Source organism: Curtobacterium sp. Leaf154 (genome assembly GCF_001424595.1).
GTDB classification, from domain to species: Bacteria; Actinomycetota; Actinomycetes; order Actinomycetales; family Microbacteriaceae; genus Curtobacterium; species Curtobacterium poinsettiae.
Window position 1 is genome coordinate 1 of record NZ_LMOS01000010.1, and the last position, 26,471, is coordinate 26,471.

Annotated in this window: 24 protein-coding genes; 10 read left to right on the plus strand and 14 right to left on the minus strand. The window is 72.4% G+C overall.

The window, feature by feature from the left end:
* Positions 1-479: 479 nt before the first annotated feature.
* The 3 genes from rlmN to ASF75_RS17005 form a co-directional block, all read right to left on the minus strand.
* Positions 480-1,712, minus strand: a complete 1,233-nt coding sequence (rlmN, locus tag ASF75_RS16995; protein WP_017885785.1) for a 23S rRNA (adenine(2503)-C(2))-methyltransferase RlmN — start codon at positions 1,710-1,712, stop codon at positions 480-482.
* Between the two features lie 93 nt (positions 1,713-1,805).
* Complete coding sequence (locus ASF75_RS17000) at positions 1,806-2,780, minus strand: C40 family peptidase (RefSeq protein ID WP_056073354.1); 975 nt, start codon at positions 2,778-2,780, stop codon at positions 1,806-1,808.
* Between the two features lie 182 nt (positions 2,781-2,962).
* Entirely contained in the window at positions 2,963-3,721 is a 759-nt protein-coding gene (locus ASF75_RS17005; protein ID WP_056073357.1) for a pyridoxamine 5'-phosphate oxidase family protein, read from the minus strand.
* A 33-nt stretch (positions 3,722-3,754) separates the two neighbouring features.
* Here ASF75_RS17005 and ASF75_RS17010 point away from each other — a divergent pair, with 33 nt between their 5' ends.
* Positions 3,755-5,206 (plus strand): PLP-dependent aminotransferase family protein, encoded by a 1,452-nt coding sequence (locus ASF75_RS17010; RefSeq protein WP_056073360.1) that lies wholly within the window; start codon positions 3,755-3,757, stop codon positions 5,204-5,206.
* Positions 5,207-5,240: 34 nt separating this feature from the next.
* Here ASF75_RS17010 and ASF75_RS17015 read toward each other — a convergent pair whose 3' ends face one another.
* The gene (locus tag ASF75_RS17015) at positions 5,241-5,435 is read right to left on the minus strand and encodes a hypothetical protein (RefSeq protein ID WP_042540396.1); all 195 of its coding nucleotides are present in this window, start codon (positions 5,433-5,435) and stop codon (positions 5,241-5,243) included.
* Positions 5,436-5,568: 133 nt separating this feature from the next.
* On the opposite strand from ASF75_RS17015, the gene ASF75_RS17020 reads away from it, so the two are divergent.
* On the plus strand, positions 5,569-5,919 hold the full coding sequence (locus ASF75_RS17020) for a GntR family transcriptional regulator (RefSeq protein ID WP_017885790.1): 351 nt from the start codon (positions 5,569-5,571) through the stop codon (positions 5,917-5,919).
* A complete protein-coding gene (locus tag ASF75_RS17025) occupies positions 5,916-6,872 on the plus strand; it encodes a DUF1648 domain-containing protein (protein WP_056073363.1) in 957 nt (318 codons plus the stop codon). Before ASF75_RS17020 ends, ASF75_RS17025 begins: the two co-directional genes overlap by 4 nt.
* A 121-nt stretch (positions 6,873-6,993) precedes the next feature.
* Here the strand turns inward: ASF75_RS17025 and ASF75_RS17030 are convergent, their stop codons facing one another.
* The 6 genes from ASF75_RS17030 to ASF75_RS17055 are packed head-to-tail and all read right to left on the minus strand — an operon-like array spanning position 6,994 to position 13,212.
* Positions 6,994-7,911, minus strand: coding sequence for a phosphogluconate dehydrogenase C-terminal domain-containing protein (locus ASF75_RS17030; protein ID WP_017885792.1), 918 nt, complete (start codon positions 7,909-7,911; stop codon positions 6,994-6,996).
* Complete coding sequence (locus tag ASF75_RS17035; protein ID WP_156463930.1) at positions 7,908-8,753, minus strand: sugar phosphate isomerase/epimerase family protein; 846 nt, start codon at positions 8,751-8,753, stop codon at positions 7,908-7,910. Before ASF75_RS17035 ends, ASF75_RS17030 begins: the two co-directional genes overlap by 4 nt.
* On the minus strand, positions 8,750-9,565 hold the full coding sequence (locus tag ASF75_RS17040; protein ID WP_056073366.1) for a triose-phosphate isomerase family protein: 816 nt from the start codon (positions 9,563-9,565) through the stop codon (positions 8,750-8,752). Before ASF75_RS17040 ends, ASF75_RS17035 begins: the two co-directional genes overlap by 4 nt.
* Complete coding sequence (locus ASF75_RS17045) at positions 9,565-10,050, minus strand: ribose-5-phosphate isomerase (protein WP_056073369.1); 486 nt, start codon at positions 10,048-10,050, stop codon at positions 9,565-9,567. The genes ASF75_RS17040 and ASF75_RS17045 overlap by 1 nt, the downstream gene beginning before the upstream one ends.
* 25 nt (positions 10,051-10,075) lie before the next feature.
* Complete coding sequence (locus tag ASF75_RS17050; RefSeq protein WP_056073372.1) at positions 10,076-11,797, minus strand: dihydroxyacetone kinase family protein; 1,722 nt, start codon at positions 11,795-11,797, stop codon at positions 10,076-10,078.
* Positions 11,794-13,212 carry an MFS transporter gene (locus ASF75_RS17055; RefSeq protein WP_056073375.1) on the minus strand — a complete coding sequence of 473 codons (1,419 nt, stop codon included), beginning with the start codon at positions 13,210-13,212 and terminating at the stop codon, positions 11,794-11,796. The genes ASF75_RS17050 and ASF75_RS17055 overlap by 4 nt, the downstream gene beginning before the upstream one ends.
* A 258-nt stretch (positions 13,213-13,470) precedes the next feature.
* Between ASF75_RS17055 and ASF75_RS17060 the strand changes: the two genes are divergently transcribed.
* Positions 13,471-14,220 (plus strand): FadR/GntR family transcriptional regulator, encoded by a 750-nt coding sequence (locus tag ASF75_RS17060; protein ID WP_017885798.1) that lies wholly within the window; start codon positions 13,471-13,473, stop codon positions 14,218-14,220.
* A gap of 152 nt (positions 14,221-14,372) precedes the next feature.
* Here the strand turns inward: ASF75_RS17060 and ASF75_RS17065 are convergent, their stop codons facing one another.
* The 4 genes from ASF75_RS17065 to ASF75_RS17080 form a co-directional block, all read right to left on the minus strand.
* On the minus strand, positions 14,373-15,248 hold the full coding sequence (locus ASF75_RS17065; RefSeq protein WP_056073425.1) for a sugar phosphate isomerase/epimerase family protein: 876 nt from the start codon (positions 15,246-15,248) through the stop codon (positions 14,373-14,375).
* A 44-nt stretch (positions 15,249-15,292) separates the two neighbouring features.
* On the minus strand, positions 15,293-16,504 hold the full coding sequence (locus ASF75_RS17070; protein ID WP_056073379.1) for a DUF993 family protein: 1,212 nt from the start codon (positions 16,502-16,504) through the stop codon (positions 15,293-15,295).
* On the minus strand, positions 16,501-17,703 hold the full coding sequence (locus ASF75_RS17075; RefSeq protein WP_162243032.1) for a Gfo/Idh/MocA family protein: 1,203 nt from the start codon (positions 17,701-17,703) through the stop codon (positions 16,501-16,503). Before ASF75_RS17075 ends, ASF75_RS17070 begins: the two co-directional genes overlap by 4 nt.
* A gap of 129 nt (positions 17,704-17,832) precedes the next feature.
* Positions 17,833-18,900, minus strand: coding sequence for a LacI family DNA-binding transcriptional regulator (locus tag ASF75_RS17080; protein WP_042540409.1), 1,068 nt, complete (start codon positions 18,898-18,900; stop codon positions 17,833-17,835).
* Between the two features lie 246 nt (positions 18,901-19,146).
* Here ASF75_RS17080 and ASF75_RS17085 point away from each other — a divergent pair, with 246 nt between their 5' ends.
* The 6 genes from ASF75_RS17085 (at position 19,147) to ASF75_RS17110 (ending at position 26,449) form a co-directional block, all read left to right on the plus strand.
* The gene (locus ASF75_RS17085; protein ID WP_051067354.1) at positions 19,147-20,427 is read left to right on the plus strand and encodes an extracellular solute-binding protein; all 1,281 of its coding nucleotides are present in this window, start codon (positions 19,147-19,149) and stop codon (positions 20,425-20,427) included.
* Between the two features lie 80 nt (positions 20,428-20,507).
* On the plus strand, positions 20,508-21,482 hold the full coding sequence (locus ASF75_RS17090; RefSeq protein WP_197068670.1) for a carbohydrate ABC transporter permease: 975 nt from the start codon (positions 20,508-20,510) through the stop codon (positions 21,480-21,482).
* Positions 21,479-22,417, plus strand: a complete 939-nt coding sequence (locus tag ASF75_RS17095) for a carbohydrate ABC transporter permease (protein WP_056073384.1) — start codon at positions 21,479-21,481, stop codon at positions 22,415-22,417. The genes ASF75_RS17090 and ASF75_RS17095 overlap by 4 nt, the downstream gene beginning before the upstream one ends.
* Positions 22,417-24,096, plus strand: a complete 1,680-nt coding sequence (locus tag ASF75_RS17100) for a hypothetical protein (RefSeq protein ID WP_056073388.1) — start codon at positions 22,417-22,419, stop codon at positions 24,094-24,096. The genes ASF75_RS17095 and ASF75_RS17100 overlap by 1 nt, the downstream gene beginning before the upstream one ends.
* An 11-nt stretch (positions 24,097-24,107) precedes the next feature.
* Complete coding sequence (locus tag ASF75_RS17105) at positions 24,108-25,991, plus strand: DUF6807 family protein (protein ID WP_162243031.1); 1,884 nt, start codon at positions 24,108-24,110, stop codon at positions 25,989-25,991.
* The gene (locus ASF75_RS17110) at positions 25,988-26,449 is read left to right on the plus strand and encodes a tetratricopeptide repeat protein (protein ID WP_056073394.1); all 462 of its coding nucleotides are present in this window, start codon (positions 25,988-25,990) and stop codon (positions 26,447-26,449) included. Before ASF75_RS17105 ends, ASF75_RS17110 begins: the two co-directional genes overlap by 4 nt.
* Positions 26,450-26,471: the final 22 nt, after the last annotated feature.

The window sequence follows — 26,471 nt, forward strand, 5'->3', positions numbered from 1 at the left end:
GGCACGAGGTCAATCAATAAATTGGCATTGACAATGTGCACGCTGTTGAGTTCTCAAGGACCAGACGCACTCCCCGCTCGACCCACAAAAGGATTCCGCCAGAGAGGCATTCGTCTTGTTCCACCGTCAGACACATCGAATCACTTCGATTTCTTCGGGGGATGTTGCCTGAGCGGGACCCCGTCCGGACTGCGCATCCAGGGCTTGCACCCTGTGACCGTCTCGGCCGTTCCGTTCTCCGCCTCAGCGGCAACGAGTGATTACTCTACACAGGCCCCAGGGGGCCCGCCAACCGTCCTTCCTCCCGGGCGTGTCGCACTCCGGTGAACGGGAGCTGTCCCCCGGGTTTCCGGTGATCGACGGGGTGGACGCACCCCGGGAACGACGGAAGGCACGGCGCGAACCCGCACCGTGCCTCCCGAACGAACAGACGACCAGACGACCAGACCAACTGGACCGGACCGACTGACCGGACCGACCTACTCGGCGGCGGCCAACTGCCCGCACGCCCCGTCGATCTCCTTGCCGCGGGTGTCGCGCAGGGTCGTCGGGATGCCGGCGGCGTTGAGCCGGCGGACGAACTCGTCCTGCACGTGCACCTCGGACGAGGTCCACACGGAGCCCGGCGTCGGGTTGAGCGGGATCGGGTTGACGTGCACCCATCCCTTGCCACGCTTGTTGAGCTTCTCGGCGAGCAGGTCGGCTCGCCAGGCGTGGTCGTTCATGTCCTTGATGAGCGCGTACTCGATCGAGACACGACGGCCCGTCTTGACGTAGTAGTTGTGGGCGGCGTCGATCGCCTCGTCGGCCTTCCAGCGCGAGTTCACCGGGATGAGCTCGTCGCGGAGTTCGTCGTCGGGGGCGTGCAGGGACAGCGCGAAGGTGAGCGGGATCCCTTCGTCCGCGAGCTTGATCATCGCCGGCACGAGTCCGACGGTCGACACCGTGATGCCGCGGGCACTCATGCCGAGGCCGTTCGGCTGCGGAGCGACCATCAACCGCACCGCGTCCATCACCCGCTTGTAGTTCGCGAGCGGCTCCCCCATGCCCATGAACACGATGTTCGTCACGCGTTCGGCGTCGACGCGGTCGTTGCCGCCCTTGCGGGGATCGCCCCCGAGCTCACCGGCGGCGATCGCGGCGTTGGCCCGGACGATCTGCTCGATGATCTCGGCGGTGGACATGTTGCGGGTCAGCCCGGCCTGGCCGGTGGCGCAGAACGGGCAGTTCATGCCGCACCCGGCCTGGGACGACACGCACAGCGTGATCCGGCCGGGGTACCGCATCAGGACCGACTCGACCAGGGCGCCGTCGTGCAGCTTCCAGAGGAACTTGATGGTGTCGCCGTTGTCCGTCGCGAGCCGCCGGGTCTCGGTGAGGAGCGGCGGCAGCATCCCGGCGACGAGCTGCTCCCGCTGGGCGGCGGGCAGGTCGGTCATCTTGGCCGGGTCGGACGTGTAGTGCTGGAAGTAGTGGGTCGCGAGCTGCTTGGCGCGGAACCCGGGCAGACCGAGCTCCTTGACGCGGGCCTCGCGTTCCTCGGCCGTCAGGTCGGCCAGGTGCACGGGCGGCTTGCCACGCTTCGGGGACGCGAACTGCAGGAGCGGCCGGCCGTCGGTGTCGGTGGCCTGCTTCCAGCCCTCGGTGCGCGGGCGCACCTGCGGACGAGCAGACTGCTGCTGTTCGAACGGGGTGCGGGTGTCGGAAGCCATCACTCCAGGATACGGGAGGCCCGTGATCCGTGGGGACGCCCCGTCCGGGTGGTCCTGCAGGTCACCACCAGGCCCCCAGCGCGGTCCGCCGGGTCAGCTGCCGGCCGGCAGGACGCGGGCGAAGTGGTGCGCCGCCGAGTACATCGGGACGATGTCGACGACCTCGCCCGGGTGCGGTGCCTGCAGCACGAGCCCCTGGCCGAGGTACAGGCCGACGTGGTCGTCGTCGTCGTACACGACGAGGTCGCCCGGCAACGCCTCGGACTCGGGGATCGTGGTGGCGACGGCGTCCTGCGTCGGCACGTAGTGCACGAGCTGGATCCCCACCGCCTGGTACGCGACCATGGTGAGCCCGGAGCAGTCGATGCCCTCGTGGCTCGCGCCGCCCTCGACGTACGGGTCCCCCATGTACTGCAGGGCGGTTGCCAGGATCGTGGCCCGGTCGCCGCCGGCCGACAGCGCGGCGGACAACGCGGACTGTGCCTGCGCCGTCGTCACCCCGAACCGCAGGTCGAGCGTCGGGTAGGACACGATCGTCGTGGTGGTGGTCATGCCGTCGGTCGAGACCACGGGGACCTGGACGTCGTGCGCCACCGTGAAGGTCTGGGCGTCCTGTGCCGTGGTCGTGCCGGAGCGGGTGTCGACCGGCAGCGTGTCGGCGTTCGCGGGCAGGGCGAGCGTCAGGCTCGAGGTCACGGCGATGGCGGGGGCCAGCAGGATCGCGGCGCGCTTCGCGTTCGCGGAACGACGGATGTGCCGCGGGTCGAGTGCTCGTTCGGCACGCAGGGTGGCCGTCCGGCTCAGCACCGCGCTGCCGGCCGACGACGCGACGGGGGCGGGACGCGGCTGCATCCGCACGGTCCGGGCTGGCTTCGGGTGCTCGACGAAGGTGGAACGGGCGGCTGCGGGGCCGAGGGCCGAGCGGCGTCCGCGGGGACGGGACTGCTGCGTGTCCGGCGTCAGCGGCGCGGGATCGGCCGCGGGGTGCGTGTGCGGTCGCGCGGGGTGCGTGTGCGTCCGCGTGGGCTGACGGTCGTCGGCTGCTGCAGGCAGGGTGTGGCGTCCCATGGGTCCTTCCGGGTCGGGACCACTCGGCGGTCCGGAAAGTAACGTATTGGTCACGACGGTGTCCGCGGCTGGGCAGCGCCGGAGTGTTCCTGCAGCTGGTCACAGGAACGATCACCGCTCGCAGGCCACTCCGACGACGCGCACGGCTGTTCCGGAGCCGGCGTGCGGCCGTGGGGACGGGCTCAGACCGACGCGACCCGCATGGCGGCGGCGATCCGGGCCTCCCGGTCGGCGGCCAGACGGTCGAGGCGGGCCGACAGCGCGAGGACGGACGCGTCCACCGGACTGTCCCCCGAGATGTCCCCCGAGATCGGGACACCGGCGCGGACCGCGAGTGGCAGGACGCCCGCCCAGACGGTGTGGTCCTCGCCGTCGGCCGGGTCCTCGCCGACCCCGTGGGCACGGACCTTGACGCTCGCGCGGTCGAGGGGCAACTGGAGGACCTGGGTGGCGCGGACCTCCTTCGCGGTCATCTCGCGCACCTCGGCTCGGCGCCCAGGCATGAGGTGGTCCGCCACCTGCCAGAGCGCTTCGGCACGCAGGTCGGTCGGGACGACGGTGGCGCGGCCGGCGATCATCGCGCTGCGGTAGTTCGCGGAGCTGTCGTTGGTGGAGCGGGCGAACACCAGGCCGTCCAGGTGGGTGACGGTCGCGGCCACCGGGACACCCTCGGCCCCGGCGTCGAGGAACAGGCCGCCTCCGGTCGAGCCGTGCAGCAGCATGACCGGGCCGTCGCCGAGGTCCCCGACGGCGCAGAGGAAGGGCAGGACCACGGGGTGGCCGCCGCGGACGATGCCGACGTGCGCGACGTGGGCCTCGGCGAGGATCGCGTCGAGGACTCCCGGGTCGTCGGACTGGCGGTCGCGCAGGCGGCGGACGCGGAGCGAGGGACCGTCGGCGGCGGGTTCCGTGGGGTGCGGCTGGGCGTTCGGGGTGGGCATGCGCTCACGCTAGGGTCGCCAGTGGTCCGATGCGTGGACCAGTTCGGAGCGATCATGGTGGACCAGTCGAGCAAGGTGTCCGGTGTCGTGGCCCGGGTCCGTGCGATGGTGCACGACGGCACCCTGCGCGAGGGCGATCCACTGCCGTCGACGCGTGCACTGGCGGGAGAGCTCGGGGTGGCGCGCGGCACCGTCGTCGCGGCGTACGAACAGCTCGACGGCGAGGGGTACCTGCGCACGCGGCACGGTGCGGTGGCCCGGGTCGCGGCGGATGTGCACGGCCGGACGCCGGGTGGGTCGGTGGCGGGCGACGCCGGGCCCGGCTCACCCGTCGCCTTCGTCGACGCCGTCCCGGCCGATCCGTCGCCCGCGGTGCGCATCGACTGCCGGCCGGGCATCCCCGCCGTGACCGCGATCCCCCAGCGGGACTGGCGGGCCGCCTGGCGCGCAGCGGTGTCGGCACCGCTCCGGAACGCGATCGCGGAGCCGCTCGGCTCCCCCGAGCTGCGGGCACAGGTCGTCGCCCAGCTCGGCCTGACCCGCGGGTTCACGACGACGGTCGACCGGGTGCTCGTGACCGCGGGGACCTCGGAGGCGCTGTCGCTGATCACCGAGGCGCTGCGGAGCCTGCTGGGTCGTCCACCCGTCTTCGGCGTCGAGGACCCCGGCTACCGCACCGGGCACCGGGCGATCACGAGCGCGGGCGGGACCCTCGTCGCCGTCCCGGTCGGGGAGGACGGCCTCGACCTCGACGCGCTCGAGGCTGCGGGGCCGGTCGACGCGGTGCTGGTCAGTCCGACCCACCAGTACCCGCTCGGCTCGGTGATGCCGGTGGCCCGGCGCCGTCGGCTGCTCGCCTGGGCGGCTGCGACCGGCACGGTGGTGGTCGAGGACGACTACGACTCGGAGTTCCGGCATCGCGGGACGCCCGTGCCCGCGCTGGCCGCACTCGACGCCGAGGGCGTGGTGCTGCACGTCGGCGGGTTCTCGAAGACGCTCGACCCGCGACTGCGGTGCGCCTGGGTCGTCCTGCCCTCCGCAGCAGGTGCCGGGATCGGTGTGGCGGTGGCGGAGGCGGTGCTGTCGGCGCGGCGTGCACGCGGCGCGGTGGTCGCCGAGCCGGTGCAGGCGGCACTGGCCCACCTGCTGCGCACGGGTGCGCTGCGGCGGCACCTGGGTCGGGTGCGCCGCGACTACGCGCATCGCCGAGCCCGGATCGCGGCCCGGCTCGACGACGTCACCGGACTGGAGGCCCGTGCCCTGAACGGCGGACTGCACGCGGTGGTCACGTGGTCGGGTCCGACCACCGGGGCCGACGTCGCCGAGCGGATGGCGGACGCCGGGGTACGAGTGGCGACGCTCGAGGAGTACGGGCTCGCGCCCGGCAGCGCACCGGCGGGCATCGTGTTCGGCTACGGCGCCGTGACGCTGCCGGAACTCGACCGGGCGCTCGACGCGCTGGTGGAGTCCGTCGCGCACGGCTGACCGGTCGCCCGCCCGCACGCACGGCCACGCGGGGTCAGCGGGACTCGGCGATGCCGTTCTTCCGGGCGTTCACGAGGTCTGCGAGCGACGGTTCGCCGACGTCGCCGGGCAGTGCGTGCCCGCGGCGTGCGGCCTTGCGGACCTGTCGGTAGGTGGTGACGCGCAGGGGGTCCACCCCGTCGGCGGACTCGTAGTTCGACGGGGTGCTGGTGGTGGTCGAATCGGTCATCGCGACGGACGGTACGCGTGCCGGAGCCCGCTGGAACCGCGCCTGCGTTCCGCGGCCAAACGGCGTCCGAGAAGGGTCTCGAGGGGCGGGTGACCCCTGGTGCCGAGCGGGATTGTTCGCATAGAATGCGAACATGTTGATCACCGTCGACCCGGGGGCCCGCGCGACCCTGGCGGAACAGGTCGCCACCCAGATCCGCCACGCGATCGCCCGCGGCGAGCTCCGGAACGGCGAGCGACTGCCCGCAGCGCGCGACCTCGCGGCCTCGGTCGACGTCAACATGCACACTGTCCTGCGCGCCTACGCGCTGCTGCAGGACGACGGACTGATCGAGTTGCGGCGTGGCCGCGGTGCGACGGTCCTGCGGTCGGGCAACGCCTCGTTCGACCGGTTGCGCACGCTCGTCGACGAGCTGCGCGACCAGGCGGACACCCTCGGCGTCCCGCTCGACGACCTGTTCACGATGATCAAGGGGGCACGATGACGACACGACCGATGACCACGGGCACACGGCTGGCGGTGGTGGCACCAGGGCTCCTGGTCGCGGTGGGACTGGTGCTCACCGCGGTCCTCGCGGCGCCCGCCATGCCGTCACGGATCGCGATCCACTTCCGGACGGACGGCACAGCGGACGGCTGGGGCTCCCCCTGGACGGCGTTCTGGGTCACCCTGGCGGTGGCGCTCGTGGCCGTCGGGCTCGCGATGGGCGCGCTGCGGTGGCACGACAAGCGGACCGCGGCCACCGTGCTGCTCGTCGCGAACCTGCTGGCCGGGACCCTCGGGTCGGCCTGGGTCCTGCTGGCCTGGACGAACACGGCCGGCGACGGCACCCTGTCCCCGTGGTGGACGGTGCCGTTCCTGCTCGTCGCCGTGGTGGTCGCCGCTGTCCCCGTGCTCGCACTGTTCCGGGTCGCTGCCCCCGTGCCGGCGTCCGACGTCGCACCCCTGACCGTCGGGCCCGACACCCGGGTGGCCTGGCGTGCACGCGTCGGCAGCCGGTGGTTCGCGCTGCTCGGGGCGCTCGTCGTGCTGCTCGGCGTCGGGACCGCGGTCTGGACGGTGTCGGCGGGCGTGACCACGGCGGTCGTGTCCGGTCTGGCCATGGTGCTCGCGGGGCTCGCCGTGCTGGTGCTGGCGCGGGTGGAGCTCACGGTCGACCGACGGGGCATGCGGCTCACGTCCACGTGGACGAGGATCCCGCTCATGCGGGTGCCGTTGGAGCGCATCGAGTCGTGCGGCTGGGAGCAGGTGTCCCCCGGGCAGTGGGGTGGCTGGGGCTACCGGATCTCGGGCCGCGGCGTCGCCTACGTCGTGCGGTCCGGGCCGGGGCTGGTCGCACGGCTCCGCGGCGGGCAAGCGCGGATGGTGACCGTGCCCGACGCTGCGGGCGGCGCCGCAGCGCTGGGCGCACTGCTCGCCGGGCGCGAGACGGTCTGACGGGGCCGGACCGGGCCTCCAGGGCGGCCAGCGGGTGGCGAAGAGCAGCCGTGGCGGCACGGGGAACGCCCCGCCGGAAGGGGGTCGGCGGGGCGTTCCGGTCCGTGGGGACCGCGGGTGATCAGCGCCGGACGGCGTCGATCTTCAGCATCTTCGCGATGACCGAGTCGAGCTCGCTGTCGTCGAAGACCTGCTTCCAGTCCTCCTTGATGAGCTTCTCGCGGCCGTAGCCCATCGCGATGTGGCAGGCGTCGGAGAACGGGTTCGAGCCGCGCAGGCCGTTCGTCAGCGCGATCCAGGTGTGGCCGTGGAGCATGGCGCGGGCGGCCTCGCGGGGCACGCCGACACCGGTGACCGTTTCTTCGAGGGCGTCGTTGAGGAAGTCGCCGATCATGCAGGCGATGGTCTCGACCAGGGTCGGCTCGAGCACGGCGAGCTGCTTCACCGTCACCCAGTGCACCTGGATGACCGGCGCGTACATGGTGGTGATGACGGCCTCGGCGACGGCTTTGGCGCGCTCGTCCTGGTCGCCGAGCGACTCCGACGCGTCGAAGGCCGCGATCACCTCCTGCGGGGCGGCGATGCCACCGAAGGTGTCGTCCCACTCGGCCTTGGTGGTGCGCTCGAGGAACACCGACGGGTGGCACGGGTGCGCCACGGCGTAGTGGACGTCCTCGCGCTTGGCGAGCAGTCCGGCGTAGGCGGCGGCGGGGTCGAGCGTCAGGATCGTGGCGCCGGGCTGCATCACGGGGACGAGCTGCTCGGAGACGGTGCCGAGCAGGACGTCGGGCACGGCGAGGATGACGACGTCGGCGGCCTTCGCGGCGTCGAGGCTGTCGGTGATCTCGCGGCCGAGGGCCCGGATGCGCTCCTGGCCGGCGGGCGAGGCCTCGCTGTACAGGGTCGTGTACTCGCTCTTCGCGAAGTTGTTCGAGACGCGGGTGCCCATCTTGCCGCCGGCACCGATCACGGCGACGGTGACGTCGGCCGTGCCGGATCCGGCAGCGACGGTGTGGGGGGTGGTGACGGTGTCGGTCATGATTCCTTGCTCCTGATGTACTCGATGGTGTGTTCGGTCCACGCCGCCTCGATGCGCGTGGTGGTCTGTGCGGGGGTCTCCCCCGGCAGGGGTTCGGCGCCGGCGTGCTCGTCCTGCCACGGCAGCCAGAACTCGATGACGCGGTTGATCCCCCGGGCGTCGGGCTCGATCGCGGCGCGGACGGCGTCGTGGTCGAGCAGTCCGGTACCGGTGCGGACGCCGGTGTACTGGAACCCGACCCAGCCCGGTGAGCGGGTGAAGGCGGCGTCCTTCACGTGCCAGTTGACGACGTGCGGGGCGGTCATCGCCACGACGTCGGCCGGGTGTTCGAGCCGGGCGACGGTGTTCGCCGGGTCGAGGCAGATGCCGAGGTGGTCGGAGCCGATCGCTTCGACGACGGCGACGAGGTCGGCGGTGGCGACGACCTCGTAGGTCTCCAGCGCGAGGGTCACGCCCGCGCGCTCGTAGGCGGGGAGCGCCTGCCGCAGGCGTCGTCCGGTCTCGGCCGCGTCGGGCTGGTCGTCGCCGCTCGTCCACATGCTCCGGACGAGGGTCGCGCCGAGCTGCTGCGCGACGTGCAGGTACCGGGCCAGGTGCTCCGGCCGGGTGCCACGGGTGCCGACCTCGAGCGTGAGACCGAGGTCGGTGGCCAGGGACCGGATCGACGCCAGGCGCGCATCGGTCGCGGTGTCGAGCGGCAGGTGGTCGCAGATCTGGAACAGGTCGACGCCGTCGTGGGTCGCGGCGTCGCGCAGGGCGTCGTCGAGGGACAGCGGCGACGGCACGCGGTCGGACATGCGCCAGAAGTAGGCGTAGGTGGAGAGGCCGAGCAGGGAGGTCACGCCGGTGCTCCGTCCTGCGTCGCGGCGAGCGCCTCGGCTTCATCGAGGATCGTGCGGATCGCCTCGGGGTCGTGGGCGAAGCGGCCGAGGAACAGGCCGCCGATGCGTCCGGCACCGCGGGTCAGCAGGCCCGGACCGGCACTGCCGCCGTAGATCGCGACGGAGCCGGCGAGCTCCGGCCGGGTCGCCAGGTGCTGCTCGATCCCACCGAGCACCGCGACGATGTGCTCGTCGGGTGCGGGCCGCGGGGCACCGATCGCCCACACCGGCTCGTACGCGGCGATGAGCGGTCCGGCGAGACCGTCGGCGGTGGCCGTGGTGGTGAACCGGTCGAGCTGCGCGGTGACCTCGGCGATCGCGGCCGCGGGGTCGTCGTCGGCGGCGCGCGCGGTCTCACCGATGCAGATCAGGGGCCGCAGGTGGTTGCGGAACGCCGCGTGCACCTTCCCCGCGATCTCGTCGTCCGTCTCGTGGAACAGGGAGCGGCGCTCGGCGTGTGCGATCTCGACGAGGTCGACCCCGATCTCCCGGAGCTCCACGCCGGAGACCTCGCCGGTGAACGCGCCCTCGTCCGCCCACGCCAGGTCCTGCGCGCCGAGCGTCACGGGGGCGTCCCCGATCACCGCACGCACCGGCACGAGCGACGGGAACGTCGGCACCACGAAGAGCTCGACCGCGCCGGAGCGCACCGCCGGGTGGCTCCGGGCGATGTCGGCCACGGCGGCCGCCCACTCGAGCGTCCGGGCGTGCGAGAAGTACATCTTGAGCGACACCCCGATCGTCACGGGGGCGGCCGCCGCGGTCGCGGTCATCAGGCGTCGGTCCCCACCGGCGCGGAGCCGTCGTAGGCGCAGATGGCCTGGACCTTCGACGCGCTCGCGCTGGTCTGGTCGAAGGTGTAGCCGAGCCACTCCTTCGCCATCCGGCGCGCGACCTCGACCCCGACGACGCGCTGCCCCATGCAGAGGACCTGGGCGTCGTTCGACAGGATCGAGCGCTCGACCGAGAACGAGTCGTGCGCGGTCACGGCGCGGATGCCGGGGACCTTGTTCGCCGCGATCGCGACTCCTAGGCCGGTGCCGCAGACCAGGATCGCGCGGTCGGCCTCGCCGTTCGCCACCAGACGGGCGGCGTCGACGGCGACGTGCGGGTAGGCCGTGTGGCCGTCGGCGTCCACGCCCAGGTCGACGACGGAGGCCACTCGGGGGTCCTTCGCCAGGTCGGCCTTGATGGCCTCCTTGTGGTCGAAGCCGGCGTCGTCCGAACCGACGACGATGCGGAACTGCTGCTCACTCATGCGGGTGTGCCTTTCGTGGTGGGGGTCAGGCGGGGACGGCGATGGTCGAGCGGACCGCGGCGGTGATCAGCGCGAACGAGACCGCGCCGGCGTCCGGGGTGCCGACGGCGTCCGCACCGTGGGTGCGTGCACGGCCCATCCGCGGCAACAGGTCGGCCGTGGCGTCGGCCGCGGTCTGCGCTGCGGCCGACGCGGCCGACCAGGCGTCGACGAGTTCGTCGCCGGCGTCGACCCGGGCGGAGAAGACCTGGTCGAACGGCACGAGTGCGTCGACCATGGTCTTGTCGCCGGGGACGGCCCCGAATGCCAGGACGGCCTCGGTGGCGGCGTGCACCGCGCTCTGGACGGTGGCGGATGTCGGACGGGACTCGTCCCCGAGGACGCGACCCATGGCCTCCAGGGCGGCGCCCCAGATCGCACCGGACGTGCCGCCGGCCTTGTCGGACCAGGCATCACCGGCGATCGCGAGGACCGAACCGGCGCCGGCGCCACGGGCGGCGGTGTCCTGTGCCGCACGGTCGGCGGCGGTGGAGCCGCGCTGCATGCCGATGCCGTGGTCGCCGTCGCCGGCGACGGCGTCGATGCGGCCGAGCTCGTCGGCGTGGTCGTCGATCGTGGCGCGGATCGCGGAGACGGCGCCCGCGACGCGGACTGCTGCGGCCCGGGACTCCTCGGTGCCGGGCGTCACGGGCACCACCACGCCGGCTTCGAGCACCTCGGCCGGCAGCGGCTGCTGCGGGACGGCGCCGCCCTTGCGGTACGCGGGGGCGTCGGCGGGGGCGGCCCAGAGCTGCTCGAGTTCGTCGTCGAGCCAGAACAGGGTGAGCGAGACGCCCGCCATGTCGAAGCTGGTGACGAGTTCGCCGACCTCGGGCTCGACGACGACGATGCCGGCCTCGGTGAGCTTCCGCTGGACGGCACCGAAGACGACGAAGAGTTCCTCGTACTTGACGGAGCCGAGGCCGTTGAGGATCGGGACGGCGCGCGCACCGTCCGCGGTGACGCCGGACGGCAGCTCGGTGAGCAGCTCGTCGACGAGCAGGTCGGCCAGGCCGTCCGCGGTGGGGACGTCGGCCTCGGCGATGCCGCGTTCGCCGTGGATGCCCATGCCGATGGCCATCCGGCCCTCGGGGACGGTGAAGAGCGGTTCGTCGGCGCCGGGCAGGGAGCAGCCGGAGAAGGCAACACCGAAGCTGCGCGTGCGGTCGTTGGCGCGGGTCGCGATCGCGGTGACCGCGTCGAGGTCGTCGCCACGTTCCGCGGCCGCGCCGGCCACCTTGAACACGCAGAGGTCACCCGCGATGCCGCGGCGCTGGTGCGCCTGGTCGGCGGGCGCCGAGGCGATGTCGTCGGTCACGCGGACCGTGCGGACGTCGATGCCCTGTGCCTCGAGCGCCCGTGCCGCGGCGTCGAAGTTGAGGACGTCGCCGGCGTAGTTGCCGTAGCTCAGCAGCACGCCGCCGCCGTGCTCGGACGCCTTCGCCACGGCGGTGACCTGCTGGGCGCTGGGGCTGGCGAACAGGTTGCCCATCGCGGCACCGGCAGCCAGGCCGTGCCCGACGAGGCCGCCGAAGGCCGGGTAGTGGCCGGAGCCACCGCCGACGACGAGCGCGACGGTCCCCTCGGGGCTGGTGGTGGAGCGGGCGACGCCGCCGTGCACCCTGCGGACCCGGGCGCGGTTGGCGGCGACGAAGCCGTCGACCATCTCGTCGGCGAAGTCCGCCGGGTCGTTGAACAGGCGGGTCATGCGCCGGCCTCCTTCGCGATGGCGGTCGGTCCGTCCGTGGCCGCGGCTGCGGTCTCGGCTCCGGTCGCGGCGACGGCCGCTTCGTTGCGCTTGGTGTTCCGGCCGAGGACGAACATCAGCACGCTCGACAGCACCATGAAGAACCCGACGATGAACATCGGCACCTGGTACCCGCCGGTCCACTCGCTGACCGCGCCCGTGATGTACGGGGCGGCGAACCCACCGAGGTTGCCCACGGTGTTGATGAGGGCGACCCCCGCGGCTGCGGCGGCACCGGTCAGGAACTGCGTCGGAACAGTCCAGAAGTTCGGCAGGGCCGCGAAGATCGCACACGCGGTGATCGCGATGACGGCGACGGTGGCCGCCGGGCTGTTCATGTACAGCGCGACCGGGATCGTCAGACCGCCGACCAGGGCCGGGACGGCGATGTGCCAGACCCGGACGCCACGACGGAAGGCGTCACGCGACCAGAAGTACAGGACGACCGCGGCCGGCACGTACGGGATGGCCGTGATGAGGCCCTTCTGGAACAGGTCGAACGTGGTGCCGAACTGCTCCTGGAAGCCGTCGATGATCGTCGGCAGGAAGAAGCTGAGTGCGTAGAGGCCGTAGATGAACCCGAAGTACACGGCGGCGAGCATCCAGACGCGGCCGGAGCCGAAGGCCGCACGCAGGCCGCCCTTGCCGTGGCCGTCGCCGCCGCCCTTCGCCGCGCTCTCGGCAGCGAGCGTCGTCTCCAGCCAGACCTTCTCGTCCTCGTCGAGCCACTTCGCCTGCGACGGCTTGTCCTTGAGGACGAAGAGGCACAGGACGCCGACGATGATCGCCGGGATCGAGACGCAGAGGAACATGAAGCGCCAGCCGGCCAGGCCGCCGAGGATCCCCTCGTGGGTCATCAGCCAGCCGGCGAGCGGCGAGCCGATGACGCTCGTGAGCGGCTGGGCCAGGTAGAACAGCGCGAGCATCTTGCCGCGGTGGCGAGCCGGGACCCACGTCGACAGGAACAGGATCGCGCCGGGGAAGAACCCTGCCTCGGCGATGCCGAGCAGGAAGCGCAGACCGACGAGCTGCGGGTAGTTCTGCACCCACGTGAAGAGCAGGGACACGATGCCCCACGTGATCATGATGCGGGCGAGCCAGATCCGGGCGCCGAACTTGTGCAGCGCGAGGTTGGACGGCACCTCGAGCACGAGGTAGCCGATGAAGAACACACCGGACGCGAAGCCGAACTGGGCGGCGGTCAGGCCGAGGTCGGCCTCCATGCCGTTGGGGGCGGCGAAGGAGATCGCGGTGCGGTCGAGGAAGTTGATGAAGAACATCAGTGCCACGAACGGCACGATGCGGATCGCGATCTTGCGGATGGCCGTCTTCTCGACGACCGAGGTGGGGATGCCTCGCGTGGCGGGGATGTCCACGATGACTCCTGCTCGGTGGGGGTGGTACGACTCCGCCCGGCTGCTGCGCCGGGTTGCCCGGTCGGCTGCGTCGGGGTGGTCCGGGCTGCTGCGCGGATCGGGAGCGGGCGCATCGGTGCGCCTGATCCAGTGTGCGTCGCGCTCGATCAACTTGTCAACCGGTTGACCATTTCGCGCGTCGGCTCGGACGAGGCCGTCCGCCCGGCGCGCTGGCACTGCTCCCGCCGCAACCGGTTGACCGACCGGTACGCTCACTGCATGCCCGCGTTCAGCCCGGACGACCCCCTCAACATCCGACTCGAACTCGAGTCCGTGCCCGTCGGGTCACCCGCCTCGGTGGTCGCCCGACAGCTCGTCTCGCTGCTCACCGCCGGCGAGCTGGCCCCCGGGTCGCGGCTGCCGGCGGAGCGGGTCCTGTCCGAGCGGCTCGGCGTGGGTCGCTCGGCGGTCCGCGAGGCCCTCGCCGCCCTCGAGATCCTGGGCATCGTGCAGATCCGACCCGGATCGGGCACGTACCTGCGCGGCGGCACCTCAGACCTGCTGCCGACGACCCTGTCGTGGGGTCTGATGCTCGCGTCGAACCGCACCCGCGAACTGCTCGAGATCCGGTCCTCGCTGGAGCGCACGGCCGCGATCCTCGCCGCGCAGCGCGCCACCGACGAGCAGATCACCGAGCTCGGCGAGTACCTGGTCCGGCAGGAGGCGACGCTCGACGACCCGCAGGCCTTCATCGACGCCGACGTCCGCTTCCACGTCCTGCTGGCACGGGCGTCCGGCAACGACGTGCTCGCCGATCTGCTGCAGAGTCTGCGCTCGATGCTGAGCGTGTGGGTCGCGCGCCGCGTGCAGACCCGGCAGGCGACCGAGGCCGCGTTCCACGAGCACCGCGCCGTCTTCGAGGCGTTGCGCGCCCGCGACGTGCCCGCCGTGCAGCGCGCGATGGACGAACACATGGCCACGGCGAGCGCCCGCATCGAGCACGCGGAGCCGCTGCCCGCCGACGAGTAGGGCTCGTGCGCGGTCGCGCGCGCGCGCGCTCGCTTCGTGAGCAGGAATGGTCGGGTCCGTCGAGCCGACCCGACGTCCTGTGCTCACGATCAGGGCGGACGGGAGGCCCGGGGCGCGCCCGCCCCGCACCGTGCGGGGGGGCAGCGCCCGCCTCAGCGCGGGAGCGGGACCGCTTCGGCGAAGGACGCCACGACGCGGGCGACGACCTCGGCGGGCGGGCTGTCCCAGATCGCCTGGTTGAAGAGCTCGACCTCGACGTCGCCGGAGTAGCCGGCGCCCATCACCGCATCGGTCACCGGCCCGAAGTCGACGTGCCCGTCGCCCGGGTAGCCGCGTGAGAGCAGCGGGTCGGCCGCGATCGGGGTGGTCCAGTCGCACACCTGGTACGAGGCGATCCGGCGGGCGGCACCAGCCCGGGCGATCGAGGCCGCGAGCGCCGGGTCCCACCAGACGTGGAAGGTGTCGACGACGACGCCGACGGCCGCTGCCGGGAACGGGGCCGCCAGGTCGAGGGCCTGCGCGAGCGTCGACACCACGGCGCGGTCGGCGGCGTACATCGGGTGCAGGGGTTCGACGGCGAGCTGCACGCCGGTGTCGAGTGCGTGCGGCACGAGGGCGGCGAGGGCGTCCGCCACCCGCGCACGCGCACCGCCGAGGTCGCGCGAGCCCGCTGGCAGGCCGCCCGCGACGAGCACGAGGACGGGCGCCGACCCCGGAGCACCCGCGGCGGCCAGGGCGGCGGTCTCGTCGATCGCCCGGCGGTTGTCGTCGAGTGCCCGCTGGCGTGCGGTCCCCTCGGGCAGGGTGAAGAACCCGCCACGGCAGTGCGACGACACCCGGAGTCCGGAGTCGGCCACCCGGCGCACGGCCTCGGCGAGCCCGAGCTCGGCGACGGGTTCGCGCCAGGTGCCGATCGCCCCGACCCCGGCACGGCGGACGGTGTCGAGCGCCTCGGGCAGGGTCGCGTACTTGATCGTCGCCTGGTTGACGGACAGCCGCGGGTGCGGCGCGGGCGACCCCGGCGCCACCGGCACGGGTGCACCGACCTGCGCGGCCGTGCCGGACGGCGTGCTCACGCGACCACCCCGGCTGCGGTGCGGTCGACGGCGGGTGGGGCGGGCCTCCCGGCGGTCGTCGCCACCCCGTTGACCGCGAGCAGGGCGTGCCAGCGCGCGGCGGCGAGGTCCGGGGCCTGCAGGGCGCCGCAGGCGTTCGCGAGCCGGACCGTCTCGGACAGGTGCGACAGCGAGCGGCCGGCGTGCTGGCCACCGACCATGGCGAAGGCCGGCTGGTGCCCGTTCAGCCAGGCGAGGAACGCGATGCCGGTCTTGTAGTGCCAGGTGGGGGCACTGAAGAGGTGTCGGGACAGGGCCTCGGTCGGTCCGAGCAACGAGCGGTAGGCGGCTTCGTCGGGCAGGGCACGCACAGCGGCCGAGGCGAGCGGTGCGATCGCGGCGAAGGCCCCGAGCAGGGCGTCGGAGTGCACGCCGTCGCGGTCCGCGATCAGGTCGACGTAGTGGAAGTCGTCACCCGTGAACATCCGGGCGGTCTCGGGCAGCCGGGCGCGGAGTGCCACCTCGGCCGTCGCGTCGAGCAGGCTCATCTTGATGCCGGAGATCCCCGGCCCGGCGTCGCGCATGATGTCGAGCACCGTGTCCGGGCCCCGGTGCCCGCCGAAGTACCCGGCGAGGGCGGGGTCGAACGCCTCCCCCAGCCAGTGCAGGACGACGGGGGCGCTCGCCCGCTCGACGACCCGACGGTAGACGCGGCGGTAGGTGTCCGGATCGTCCAGCGCGAGTCGTGCCAGGTGGCGGCTGGCCATCAGGACCACGCCCGCCCCGGCGTCCTCGGCGTGGTGGAGCTGCCGGGCGTAGGCGTCGACGACCTGCTGCTCGGTGACGGGTTCGTCGGGCAGGTCGTCGGTGTTCACTCCGACGACGATACGACCGCCGACCGACTGCGCCTCGCGGGCGGAGCGCGTCACGAGCTCGCGGGTCGCCGCCGGGTCCAGTCCCATGTTCCGCTGCGCGGTGTCCATCGCGTCCGCCACACCCAGCCCCCACGACCACAGGTGGTGGCGGAACGCCAGGGTGGCGTCCCAGTCGAGGTCGGCCGGGGCTCCGGGGGTGTTGTCGGCCGCGACACGCGGGACGACGTGGGCGGCCGCGTAGACGATGCGCTCGGTGAGCGGTGCCGCGGGCACGGCAGTGGCGTCGACGGCAGGTGCGCCCAGCGGCGTCCGGCTCGTGGTGCCGTCGGGCGCCAGCAGGGTCAGGTGCGTCATGCGGACGCCCCGATGGTCTCGGTGCGCTGGGCGACCTCCGGCGTCTCGACCGGGAGGCGCGGCTCGGCCCCGGCGGGCAGGGTCAGCTCCGGCAGGTCCACACGCCGGCCCTCGGCGCTGGAACGCAGACCGGCTTCCGCCAGCGCCACGCCGCGGGCACCGGACAGCAGGTCGTAGGGGTGCGGGCGCCCGGCGACGAGGTCCTGCAGGAAGTCCTCCCACTGGGCGCGGAACCCGTTGCCGTAGACCTCGTTGTCGGGGACCTCGAGCCACTGGCTGCGGTAGTCGGCGTCGTCGCGCAGATCGGGGTTCCAGACGGGCTTCGGCGTCGCCGTGCGGGGCTGGATGCGGCACCCGAACAACCCCACCACCGCGCTGCCGTCGGTGCCGTCGACCTGGAACTCGACGAGCTCGTCACGGTCCACCCGGACCGCCCAGCTCGAGTTGATCTGCGCCGTGACGCCGCCGGCCAGGTCGAACACGCCGTACGCGGCGTCGTCGGCGGTCGCCGGGTACGGCACACCCTGCTCGTCGGTGCGCTGCTCGATGTGCGTGACCGCGCGGGCGTAGACGGACTCGACGCGGCCGAACAGCTGCTCGAGCACGTAGTTCCAGTGTGGGAACATGTCGACGACGATGCCGCCACCGTCCTGCCGGCGGTAGTTCCAGCTCGGGCGCTGCGCCGACTGCCAGTCCCCCTCGAACACCCAGTACCCGAACTCGCCGCGGACGCTCAGCACCCGGCCGAAGAACCCGGAGTCGAGCAGGCGACGGAGCTTCCGTAGCCCGGGCAGGTAGAGCTTGTCGTGCACGACCCCGTTCGGGACGCCGGCCTCGGCCGCGAGCCGGGCGAGTTCGAGGGCCTCGGCGGAGGTCTCGGCCGTCGGCTTCTCGGTGTAGACGGCCTTGCCGGCGGCGATCGCGCGGCGCAGCGCGTCGGCACGGGCACTCGTCACGGCGAAGTCGGCGAAGACCTGCCAGCGGGGATCCGCCAGGGCGGCGTCGAGGTCGGTGGTCCAGTGCTGCAGGCAGTGCCGGGTCGCGATCTCCTCGAGCTTCGCGGCGTTCCGACCGACGAGCATCGGTTCGAGCTGCACGCGCGTGCCGTCGGGCAGCAGCAGGCCGCCGTCGTCGCGGATCGCCAGGATCGACCTGACCAGGTGCTGCCGGTAGCCCATGCGCCCGGTGACGCCGTTCATGATGATGCCGATGGTGCGCGTGGTGGTCAACGCGTGCTCCCTTGCTCGCTGTGGCCCGCTCTCCGTCGTCGTGGAAAGCGCTTGCCGGAACCGTACACCACGGGGTGCGTCGGGTGCGCGGTGACGAGGTCAGCGGGCGGTGCTGGCGCGCAGGACGACCTCGCCGTCGACGGCACCGTCGGCCTCGAGCCCGAGCGCACGGCGGACGGCCCGCTCGCCGATCTCCTCGAGCGGCAGCCGCACCGTGCTGAGCGCCGGCACGACGTCGGCGAGCATCCGCACGTCGTCGAACCCCGCCACGCCGACGTCCACCCCGGGCACGAGCCCGCGCTCGCGGATCGCCGCGACCGCCCCGACGGCCATCAAGTCGGTGACCGCGAAGACGCACCGGGGCACCGCGGCCCCACCCTCGGCGGCACGGTCCAGCAGCGACACCATCGCCCGGTACCCGCCGTCGCGCGTGAACTCGGAGGGCACCACGTCGTCGTCGGGCACCCGCAGACCGTGGGCCGCGAGGCCGGCGACGAACCCCTCGACCCGGGCGTGGGCGGTGACGAGGTCCGGGTCGCCGGCGAGCACGGCGAACGAGTCGTGCCCCTGTTCGACCAGTGCCCCGGCGAGTGCCGCGGCCCCACCGAGGTTGCGGATCACGACGCCGTGCACGCCCGGGACGCCCGCTGCGGCTCCGTCCAGGTCGGACACGAGCGCCGACACCCCCGCCCCCGCGGCGACGAGGCCACCGACCGCCGCCGCGACTTCGGACGGGCCGGAGCCCGTCGCGGATCCGGAGCCGATCCCGAGCCGACGGCTGACCGCCAGCACGACGGCTCGCGGGCGGAGTCCGGCGACCACGTCGAGCACCGCCACTTCGCGCGACGGGTCGCCGCCGGTGGAGGTGATCGTGACGACGAGCCCGGCGTCGTCGGCGGCGCGGATCGCGCCGGCGGCGATCGCGGCGAAGTACGGGTCGGCGATGTCGCCGACGACGAGCGCCAGGGTCGTGGTCGACCCCCGAGCGACGGCCTGCGCCTGCACGTTGGCGGTGTAGCGCAGGGCCCGGGCGGCGGCGCGCACCCGGTCCACCGACTCCTGCCGGACCTTGCGGGTGCTGCCGTTGAGTGCCCGCGAGGCGGTCGCGAGCGACACCCCTGCCCGCTCGGCCACGTCGGCCAGGGTGACGGTGCCTCGCTCGGGCATGTCGTGCCTCCAGTCAGGGTCCGCGCCGTGCGCGGCCTGTGGCGAGGATAGCGATTCCCCGCGGGCCAGGGCGGGGTTCCGAGCGGCCGGTCTCGCCGTCGAGACCGCAGGTCACATTGTCAGAACATCGCTCAGGAAAGCGCTTGCCAGAACGGCGGGGGTCGTGTAGACCTGGGGTCCTCGGCCGAGACACCCCGAACGCTCGCCCACGGCAGATGCACGTGGTCCCGAACGAAAGCAGTGACGATGAAGTCATCCAAGAGAATGCTCGCACTCGTCGGCGGGATCGCCGCGCTCGCGCTCCTGAGCGGCTGCGCCTCCGGCGGGTCCGGGGACGGCGGCAAGGTGGACGAGCTGACCTTCTGGCTCTCCACCTCGTCCGCGCAGGAGAAGGGCTACCAGGACCTCGCGACCGCCTACGAGAAGCAGACCGGCGTCGCGGTGAAGATCGTGAACCTGCCGTACGACGGCCTGCAGACCAAGCTGCGCGAGTCGGCGCAGGCGAACTCGCTGCCCGACGTGGTGCGGGCCGCGGGCATCGACCCGATCTGGAGCGGCAAGACCGTCGACCTCGCCTCGATCGTCAGTGACAAGGCGAACGGGATCGACCAGGACCTCATCGCGAAGGACAAGGACGGCAAGGTCACCTCGATCCCGTCCGACGTCACCGCGGCCGGACTGTTCGTGAACAAGTCGCTGTTCGACAAGGCCGGCGTCGCGTACCCGACCGATCCCGCGAAGGCGTGGACGTGGAGCGAGTTCCTCGACGCCGCCGACAAGGTGAAGGCCGACACCGGCGCCAAGTACGACCTGGTCTTCGACTCGTCGCCGTCGCGCCTGCGGGCCTACATGTTCACCAAGGGCACCGACTTCATGCAGCAGGAGAAGGACGGTTCCTTCCCCACCGACGCGAAGACCGTCGACGCCCTGCAGGACTTCGCCGACATGAACGACGACTCGGTCATGCCGAAGTCGGTGTGGACGAGCGGCCAGGACCCGAACGCCCTGTTCAAGAGCGGCCAGGTCGTGGCGTACTTCTCCGGTGTCTGGCAGTCGTCGGACTTCGCGTCGAACATCACCGACTTCGACTGGGCCAGCGCCGCCACCCCGGCGGACCCGACCCACGCCACCGAGATCAACTACGGCGGCAACATCGTCGGGTTCGAGAACTCCGACACCCGCGGCGCCGCGGCGAAGAAGTTCATCGACTACATGTACGACCCGACGAACTACGCGAAGCTCGTGACCACCAACGGGTTCCTACCGGTCGAGTCCGGGCTGGACATCACCTACCCCTTCAAGTCGCAGGCAGCAAAGGACTCCTTCGCGCTGTACCAGAAGGAGATCGAGGCGGCCGACCCGATCTCGAGCTCGTACGCCAAGGCAGCGTCGGAGTGGGCGGTCGAGGGCAAGGAGATCGGCACCGACCCGACCACGGCCGAGGTCGGCAAGCTCATCAACGGGCAGCAGTCGGCCAAGGAGACGCTCGACACGATCACGAAGTACTACGAGGAGCACGTGGGGTGACGGAACGGGGCCGGGCGCATGCGTCCGGCCCCGTTGTCTCTCCTTCCACAGCAGCACCACGTCGAACGAAGAGGATCATCGTGAGCATCCCCACCGCAGCCGGTGACGTGCAGACCGCCGTCCCCACCCCGGTGCCGCCCCGCCGGCCCGGAGCCGCGAAGACGACGAAGCGCCGCCGCTCCGGCGTCAGCAAGCCCGTCCTCGCCCCGATCCTGTTCGTCAGCGTGAACGCCGTCCTGTTCGTGGTGTTCTTCGTGTGGCCCGCCGTGATCGGCCTCGGCTACTCGTTCACCGACTACAACGGCGTCGTCGACCCGAAGTTCGTCGGCCTGGCGAACTACTTCGAGCTGTTCGCCGACGACACCTTCTACGCTGCCCTCGGTCGCACCTTCCTGTACGCGATCGTCGCCGTGCCGCTCGGGTTCGTCCTGTCGCTCTCGATGGCGCTCATGCTCACGAGCCCCGCGGCGAAGGGCCGGAGCGTCGCCCGCATCGTGTTCTTCGTTCCGTGGCTCATCTCCCCCATCGTCACCGGTGTGATCTGGCGGTGGATGTTCGGCGAGAACTTCGGGCTGGCCAACTTCGTCATCGAGTCCCTGGGCGGCAAGGCCGTCCCGTGGCAGTCGAACGCCGACCTGTCGCTGCTGGTCGTCGTCTTCGCCACCGCGTGGGCCGGGGCGGCGTTCAACATGCTGCTGTTCGTCGCTGCGATCCGGAACGTCCCGCAGTCGTACTACGAGGCCGCATCGCTCGACGGTGCCGGCGCCTGGCACCAGTTCCGCTACATCACCCTGCCGAGCATCGCGCCGACGTCGTTCATCGTGATCCTGCTGTCGTCACTCAGTGCGTTCAAGGAGTTCGCCACCGTGCAGGCGCTCAACGGCGGCGGCCCCGGCACCGACAACAACCTGCTGGTGCAGTACATCTACACGAACGGGTTCCAGAACGCCCACATCGGCTACGCGAGCGCGGCGTCGATGGTCCTCATGCTCATCCTCATGGCCATCGCGCTGATCCAGCTGGCCGTGAACCGCCGGACGGAGTCCCGTCGATGACCGCCACGCTCCCCACCGAGACCGACAAGACCGGAAGCGGCCGTCGGGCCGGTCGCTCCGGCTCCGGCCGCTCCGGCCGCTCTGGCCGCTCTGGCCGCTCGAAGGCTGTGGACGCCACGCCGCGTCCCCAGGCCATCGCCGCCACGGCCCTGCTCTGGGTGTTCATCATCGCGTTCGGGTTCCCGGTGCTGTGGTTCGTGCTCAGCGCGTTCAAGCCGGGCGGCGAGCTGTTCTCGTACCCGCTCACCCTGCTGCCGAAGAACTGGTCGGTCGAGGGCTTCGCCGAGGCGTGGTCCAGCTACGACTTCGCCCAGTACTTCGGCAACACCGTGATCGTCGCCCTGGTCACCACGGTGCTGACGGTCCTGGCGAGTGCGGCCACCGGGTACGCGCTGGCGAAGTACGACAACCGGTGGCTGAAGGTGTTCTTCGTCTGCATCCTCGCCACGACGATGCTCCCCACCGAGGTGATCCTCGCTCCGACGTTCATCGTCATCCGCGACCTCGGCATGTACGACTCGCTGGCCGGCATCATCGTGCCGTCGGTGATCACGGCCACCGGGATCTTCATGTTCCGGCAGTTCTTCATCACCGTGCCGGACGACCTGGTCGAAGCGGCCCGGATCGACGGTGCGAGCGAGTTCGGGATCTTCTGGCGGATCATGCTGCCGATCTCCCGCCCGATCATGCTGACGCTCGCGATCTTCTCGTTCCAGTGGCGGTGGAACGACTACATCTGGCCGCTCCTGGTGCTCAACGACCCGAAGCAGTTCACGATCCAGATCGCCCTGCAGAGCATCGTCGGTGCCGAGAACGTGAACTGGACGGTCCTGCTCGGCGCCTCGGTCATCTCGATCATCCCGCTCGTGCTGCTCTACCTGGTGTTCCAGAAGTACGTGAACGGCGCCGACCTCAACGCGGGTCTGAAGGACTGATGGGGTTCCTCGACCTGGCCGGCCCGGCCGCCGACGCCGAGGTCGCCCGCCTGCGGCTGGCCGACGACGACCCGGCCACGCTGCAGCACCGGGAACTGATGGCGCGTGCGCTCGCGTTGGTCGGTGCGTGGGTCCGGCAACGGCCTGGAGGCCCGGCTCACCCCGCAGACGACGACCTCACCACCGCGCACGGCTGGGTCCGGCACCTCGCGACCCGGCAGTCGCCCGGCGGCACGTTCGTCGGCGGCGACAACGTGCTCTCCCCGCCGGACTCCGCGTTCACCGTCAACGACGTCTGCGACGCCCTCGAACTGCTCGCACCGCACCGGGCGACGGTGCCGGCAGCGGCCGCGCTGGCCGACGACCTCGACGCGATCGTGCACCGGGCGACCCCCGCACTGCTCACCGGTGGGGTGCACACCCCGAACCACCGGTGGGAGATCGCAGCCGCCCTCGCCCGGGTGCACCGACTCCACCCGGCGGCGGCCCTGCTCGACCGCATCGACGCGTGGCTGGCCGAAGGGCCGGACATCGACGCCGACGGTCTGTGGTCGGAGCGGAGCCCGAACTACGCGTCCGCCGTGTCCGGGCCGTCGTTCCTGGTGCTCGCCGCCGTGCTCGACCGCCCCGCCCTGCTCGACCCGGTGCGCCGCTCGCTCGACGCCACGCTCGCACTCCTGCTGCCGGACGACACCGTCGAGACCGTGCAGTCCCGACGGCAGGACCAGTCACAGCCCTTCGGGATCGGGCCGTTCGCGCCGCTGCTCTGGCACGTCGCGGTGCTCGACGGCCGAGGCGACCTGGCCGCGGTCGCCGCCCGCGCCGCCGTGGCCGAGACCTGGCAGCCCGCCACCGTCGCCGCGCGGTCGATGACCGATCCCCTGCTCGGGCGTCCGCTGCCGGAACCCGTCGCCCTGGCGCCGGCCGTGCACACCTTCGCCGACGCACGGCTCGTGCACGTCCGCGAGCTCGACCGCAGTGTCGTGCTCTTCGCCGGTTCCGACGTCCCGGCCCAGGGCCACGTGCGGTCGGGGCTGGCGAACAGCCCGACGTTCCTGCGGGTCGTCGTCGGGTCGGTCGTCCTGTCCGACGTGCGGCTCTCGCGGGAGTTCTTCGGCCTCGGACCGTTCCGACCGACCGCGCTCGAGTCCCTGGGCGACGGACGGTTCCGGCTGACCGAGACCGTGTCCGCCGGCTACCACCAGCCGTTGCCCGCGAGTGCTCGCCAGCCGGACGGCCGCTACCCGCTCGCCGACGAAGGCCGGTTCTCCGCCGCCATGGCGTTCGGCACCCGGTCCGTCGACACGGTGGTCCTCAGCACCACCGTCGACGTCGCGGTGACCCCGGACGCCGTCGTCCTCGACGTCGTGACCGAGGGGGCCGAAGTGCCGTGGTCCCTGCAGCTGACGTTCCGCACCGGGGGGACCCTCACGGGCGTCGAGACCGACGCCGTCACCGGGGAGCGGGTCCTGGCGGAGGGGACAGGCAGCTACCGCGTCGGTTCCGACGTCGTGACGTTCGGTCCGGGCAACGGCGCCGGTCCGGGCCAGCCGGCGGGCTACACCCCGGGACAGGACTACGCGTTCCTCGGCGGGACCGACCGACCGCAGGGTGAGCACGTCCACGTCACCGGGAGAGCCCCCGGCTCGGCACGCATCGTGATCGGGACGGGCCGGTGACGCTGCCGGGCGTGGTGCTCGTCGGAGCCCGCGGCTACGGCCTTCACCACCGCGCGAACATCGACCGGCTCGTGGCAGCAGGGGTCTGCACGGTGACCGCCGTCGTCGACCCCGCGCTCGGCACGATCGCCGACGCCGGTGTGCCCGTCGTGGCCGACGTGGCAGCGGCCCGCAGGCTCGGACCGGTGGACGTGGTCGTCGTGGCGGCTCCGATCGCGGCGCACCTGCCCCTCACCCTCGATGCGCTCGACGCCGGCGCCGACGTGCTGCTCGAGAAGCCCCCGGTCACCACGCGCGACGCCCTCGACGTGCTGCTCGAGGCCGAACGTCGGACCGGCAGGGTCGTGCAGGTGGGGTTCCAGAGCCTCGGTTCCGCCGCGCTGCCGGCGTTCCGTGACGGGGCGCTCGTCGGTGCCGTCCGGTCTGCGGCCGCCGTCGGCACGTGGACCCGCGACCGGGCGTACTGGGACCGCTCCCCCTGGGCGGGGCGCCGTCGGGTCGGCGGAGTGGACGTGCTCGACGGCGTCGTCACCAATCCGCTCGCCCACGCCGTGGCGACGGCCCTGGCGCTCGTCGGGTGCCGCCGGACCGCCGACGTCGCGCGGGTCGAGGTCGAGTTGTACCGGGCGAACGCCATCGAGGGCGACGACACCTCGGCCGTCCGGGTGACCACGACCGCCGGCCTCGAGGCCACTGCCGCGCTCACGCTCTGTGCCACCACCGAGGTCCCGCCGACCGTGCGGGTGCGGGGCGCGACGGGGGACGGCGTACTGCACTACACGACGGACGACGTCACGATCGACGGCGCGACCACCCGCCTGGAGCGCACCGACCTGCTCGAGAACCTGCTGGCGCACCGGTCCCACGGCGATGAACTGCTCGTGCCGCTCGTCTCGACGGGAGCGTTCGTCGAGGTGCTCGAGGCGGTCCGCGCGACCGAACCCGTACAGCTCGACCACCCCTGGGTGACGTGGGAGGGCGAGGGGCCGACCCGGCGCCCCGTGGTGACCGGTGTCGAGGCCACGATCGAGCGCGCCGCCGACGCCCGCGCGCTGTTCTCGGAAGTCGGGGCACCGTGGGCGCACACGGCCCGCGACCAGACGCTGCAGGAGCTCCGCGTGGACGACGTCACGGTCGCCGTCGAACGCGACGGGGCCGGCACGATCGCCACGTCGTCCCCTCGGCCGTACCTGCACCCGGTCCGGACCCTCGGCGGCACCGTGGTCAGCGCACACCACCCGGGCGACCACGACTGGCACTGCGGGGTCGGCGTCGCGATCCCCGACGTCGACGGCGTGAACTGCTGGGGCGGACGGACCTACGTCCACGGCCCCGGCTACGTCTGGCGCGACGACCACGGTTCGGTCGAGGTCGTGCACGCCGCGCAGCACGGACTCGGGTCGACGGAGGAGCTGGTCTGGCGGGGTCCGGACCGCGCGCTGGTCCTGCACGAGGACCGCACCCTGCGCTGGCGCTCGGTCGGAACCGGGTGGGAGTTGTCCTGGTCGTCGTCGTTCCGCGCCCCCGGCGACTCCCCCGTGCACCTCGGCGGCCCGGGCAGCAACGGCCGGGTCGGAGCGGGCTACGGCGGCTTCTCCTGGCGGTTCCCGGAGTGCACCGGGGTCGTCGTCCGGACCGCCGACGCCGAGGGCGAGACCGCCGTGCACGGCTCGGTCGCACCCTGGATCTCCTGGTCAGCGGTGTTCGACGGCGGGCCGGCGACGATCCGCATCGAGGCCCTCGACCACCACGACCCCTGGTTCGTCCGCGCCGAGGAGTACCCGGCGATCGGCTCGGCCCTGGCGTGGGACACCCCGGCGATCGTGCAGCCGGGCGCACCGTTCGTCCGTTCCTTCCGCTCGACGATCACCGACGGCGGTACGCTCGCCGGATGAGCACCGGGGACTGGGAAGCACGCGTCACGGCGCTGTGGGACGACGAGACGATCGACGACCACCAGCGGATCGAGCGGATGCGTGACCTCGCAGCGGACGCCCCGCACCCGGCCCTCGGCGCGTTCGAGCTCGGCGGCGCCTTCGACTCGGGCGGCCACGAGGCCGAGGCCGACGTGCAGTACGCCGCCGCGACCGCAGCGGGTCTCGACACCGTCGACCCCGAACGCGCGGCGCGGATGGTCGTGCAGCACGCCTCGACGCTGCGGAACCTCGGCCGGGTCGACGCCGCCATCGCGATGCTCCGCGACGCCCCCGAGCACCCCGCCACGGGGGCGGCACCGCGGGTGTTCCTCGCGCTCGCGCTGCACAGCGCGGGACGCTCGGCCGAGGCCCTGCGCGTCGCGATCGAGACCGTCGAGCCGACGCTCCCCCGCTACCACCGCTCCGTCCGCGCCTAAGCGGCAGCCCTCACCGAGGACT

Excerpts from the sequence above, each read along its gene's own strand:
- ASF75_RS17015 (WP_042540396.1), bottom strand. The coding sequence starts at position 5,435 with ATGACCGATTCGACCACCACCAGCACCCCGTCGAACTACGAGTCCGCC.
- ASF75_RS17000 (WP_056073354.1), bottom strand. The coding sequence starts at position 2,780 with ATGGGACGCCACACCCTGCCTGCAGCAGCCGACGACCGTCAGCCCACG.
- ASF75_RS17095 (WP_056073384.1), top strand. The coding sequence starts at position 21,479 with ATGACCGCCACGCTCCCCACCGAGACCGACAAGACCGGAAGCGGCCGT.
- ASF75_RS17070 (WP_056073379.1), bottom strand. The coding sequence starts at position 16,504 with ATGACGCACCTGACCCTGCTGGCGCCCGACGGCACCACGAGCCGGACG.
- ASF75_RS17060 (WP_017885798.1), top strand. The coding sequence starts at position 13,471 with ATGCCCGCGTTCAGCCCGGACGACCCCCTCAACATCCGACTCGAACTC.
- ASF75_RS17100 (WP_056073388.1), top strand. The coding sequence starts at position 22,417 with ATGGGGTTCCTCGACCTGGCCGGCCCGGCCGCCGACGCCGAGGTCGCC.
- ASF75_RS17080 (WP_042540409.1), bottom strand. The coding sequence starts at position 18,900 with ATGCCCGAGCGAGGCACCGTCACCCTGGCCGACGTGGCCGAGCGGGCA.
- ASF75_RS17040 (WP_056073366.1), bottom strand. The coding sequence starts at position 9,565 with ATGACCGCGACCGCGGCGGCCGCCCCCGTGACGATCGGGGTGTCGCTC.
- ASF75_RS17110 (WP_056073394.1), top strand. The coding sequence starts at position 25,988 with ATGAGCACCGGGGACTGGGAAGCACGCGTCACGGCGCTGTGGGACGAC.
- ASF75_RS17050 (WP_056073372.1), bottom strand. The coding sequence starts at position 11,797 with ATGACCCGCCTGTTCAACGACCCGGCGGACTTCGCCGACGAGATGGTC.
- ASF75_RS17020 (WP_017885790.1), top strand. The coding sequence starts at position 5,569 with ATGTTGATCACCGTCGACCCGGGGGCCCGCGCGACCCTGGCGGAACAG.
- rlmN (WP_017885785.1), bottom strand. The coding sequence starts at position 1,712 with ATGGCTTCCGACACCCGCACCCCGTTCGAACAGCAGCAGTCTGCTCGT.
- ASF75_RS17005 (WP_056073357.1), bottom strand. The coding sequence starts at position 3,721 with ATGCCCACCCCGAACGCCCAGCCGCACCCCACGGAACCCGCCGCCGAC.
- ASF75_RS17030 (WP_017885792.1), bottom strand. The coding sequence starts at position 7,911 with ATGACCGACACCGTCACCACCCCCCACACCGTCGCTGCCGGATCCGGC.
- ASF75_RS17045 (WP_056073369.1), bottom strand. The coding sequence starts at position 10,050 with ATGAGTGAGCAGCAGTTCCGCATCGTCGTCGGTTCGGACGACGCCGGC.
- ASF75_RS17085 (WP_051067354.1), top strand. The coding sequence starts at position 19,147 with ATGAAGTCATCCAAGAGAATGCTCGCACTCGTCGGCGGGATCGCCGCG.
- ASF75_RS17025 (WP_056073363.1), top strand. The coding sequence starts at position 5,916 with ATGACGACACGACCGATGACCACGGGCACACGGCTGGCGGTGGTGGCA.
- ASF75_RS17075 (WP_162243032.1), bottom strand. The coding sequence starts at position 17,703 with ATGAACGGCGTCACCGGGCGCATGGGCTACCGGCAGCACCTGGTCAGG.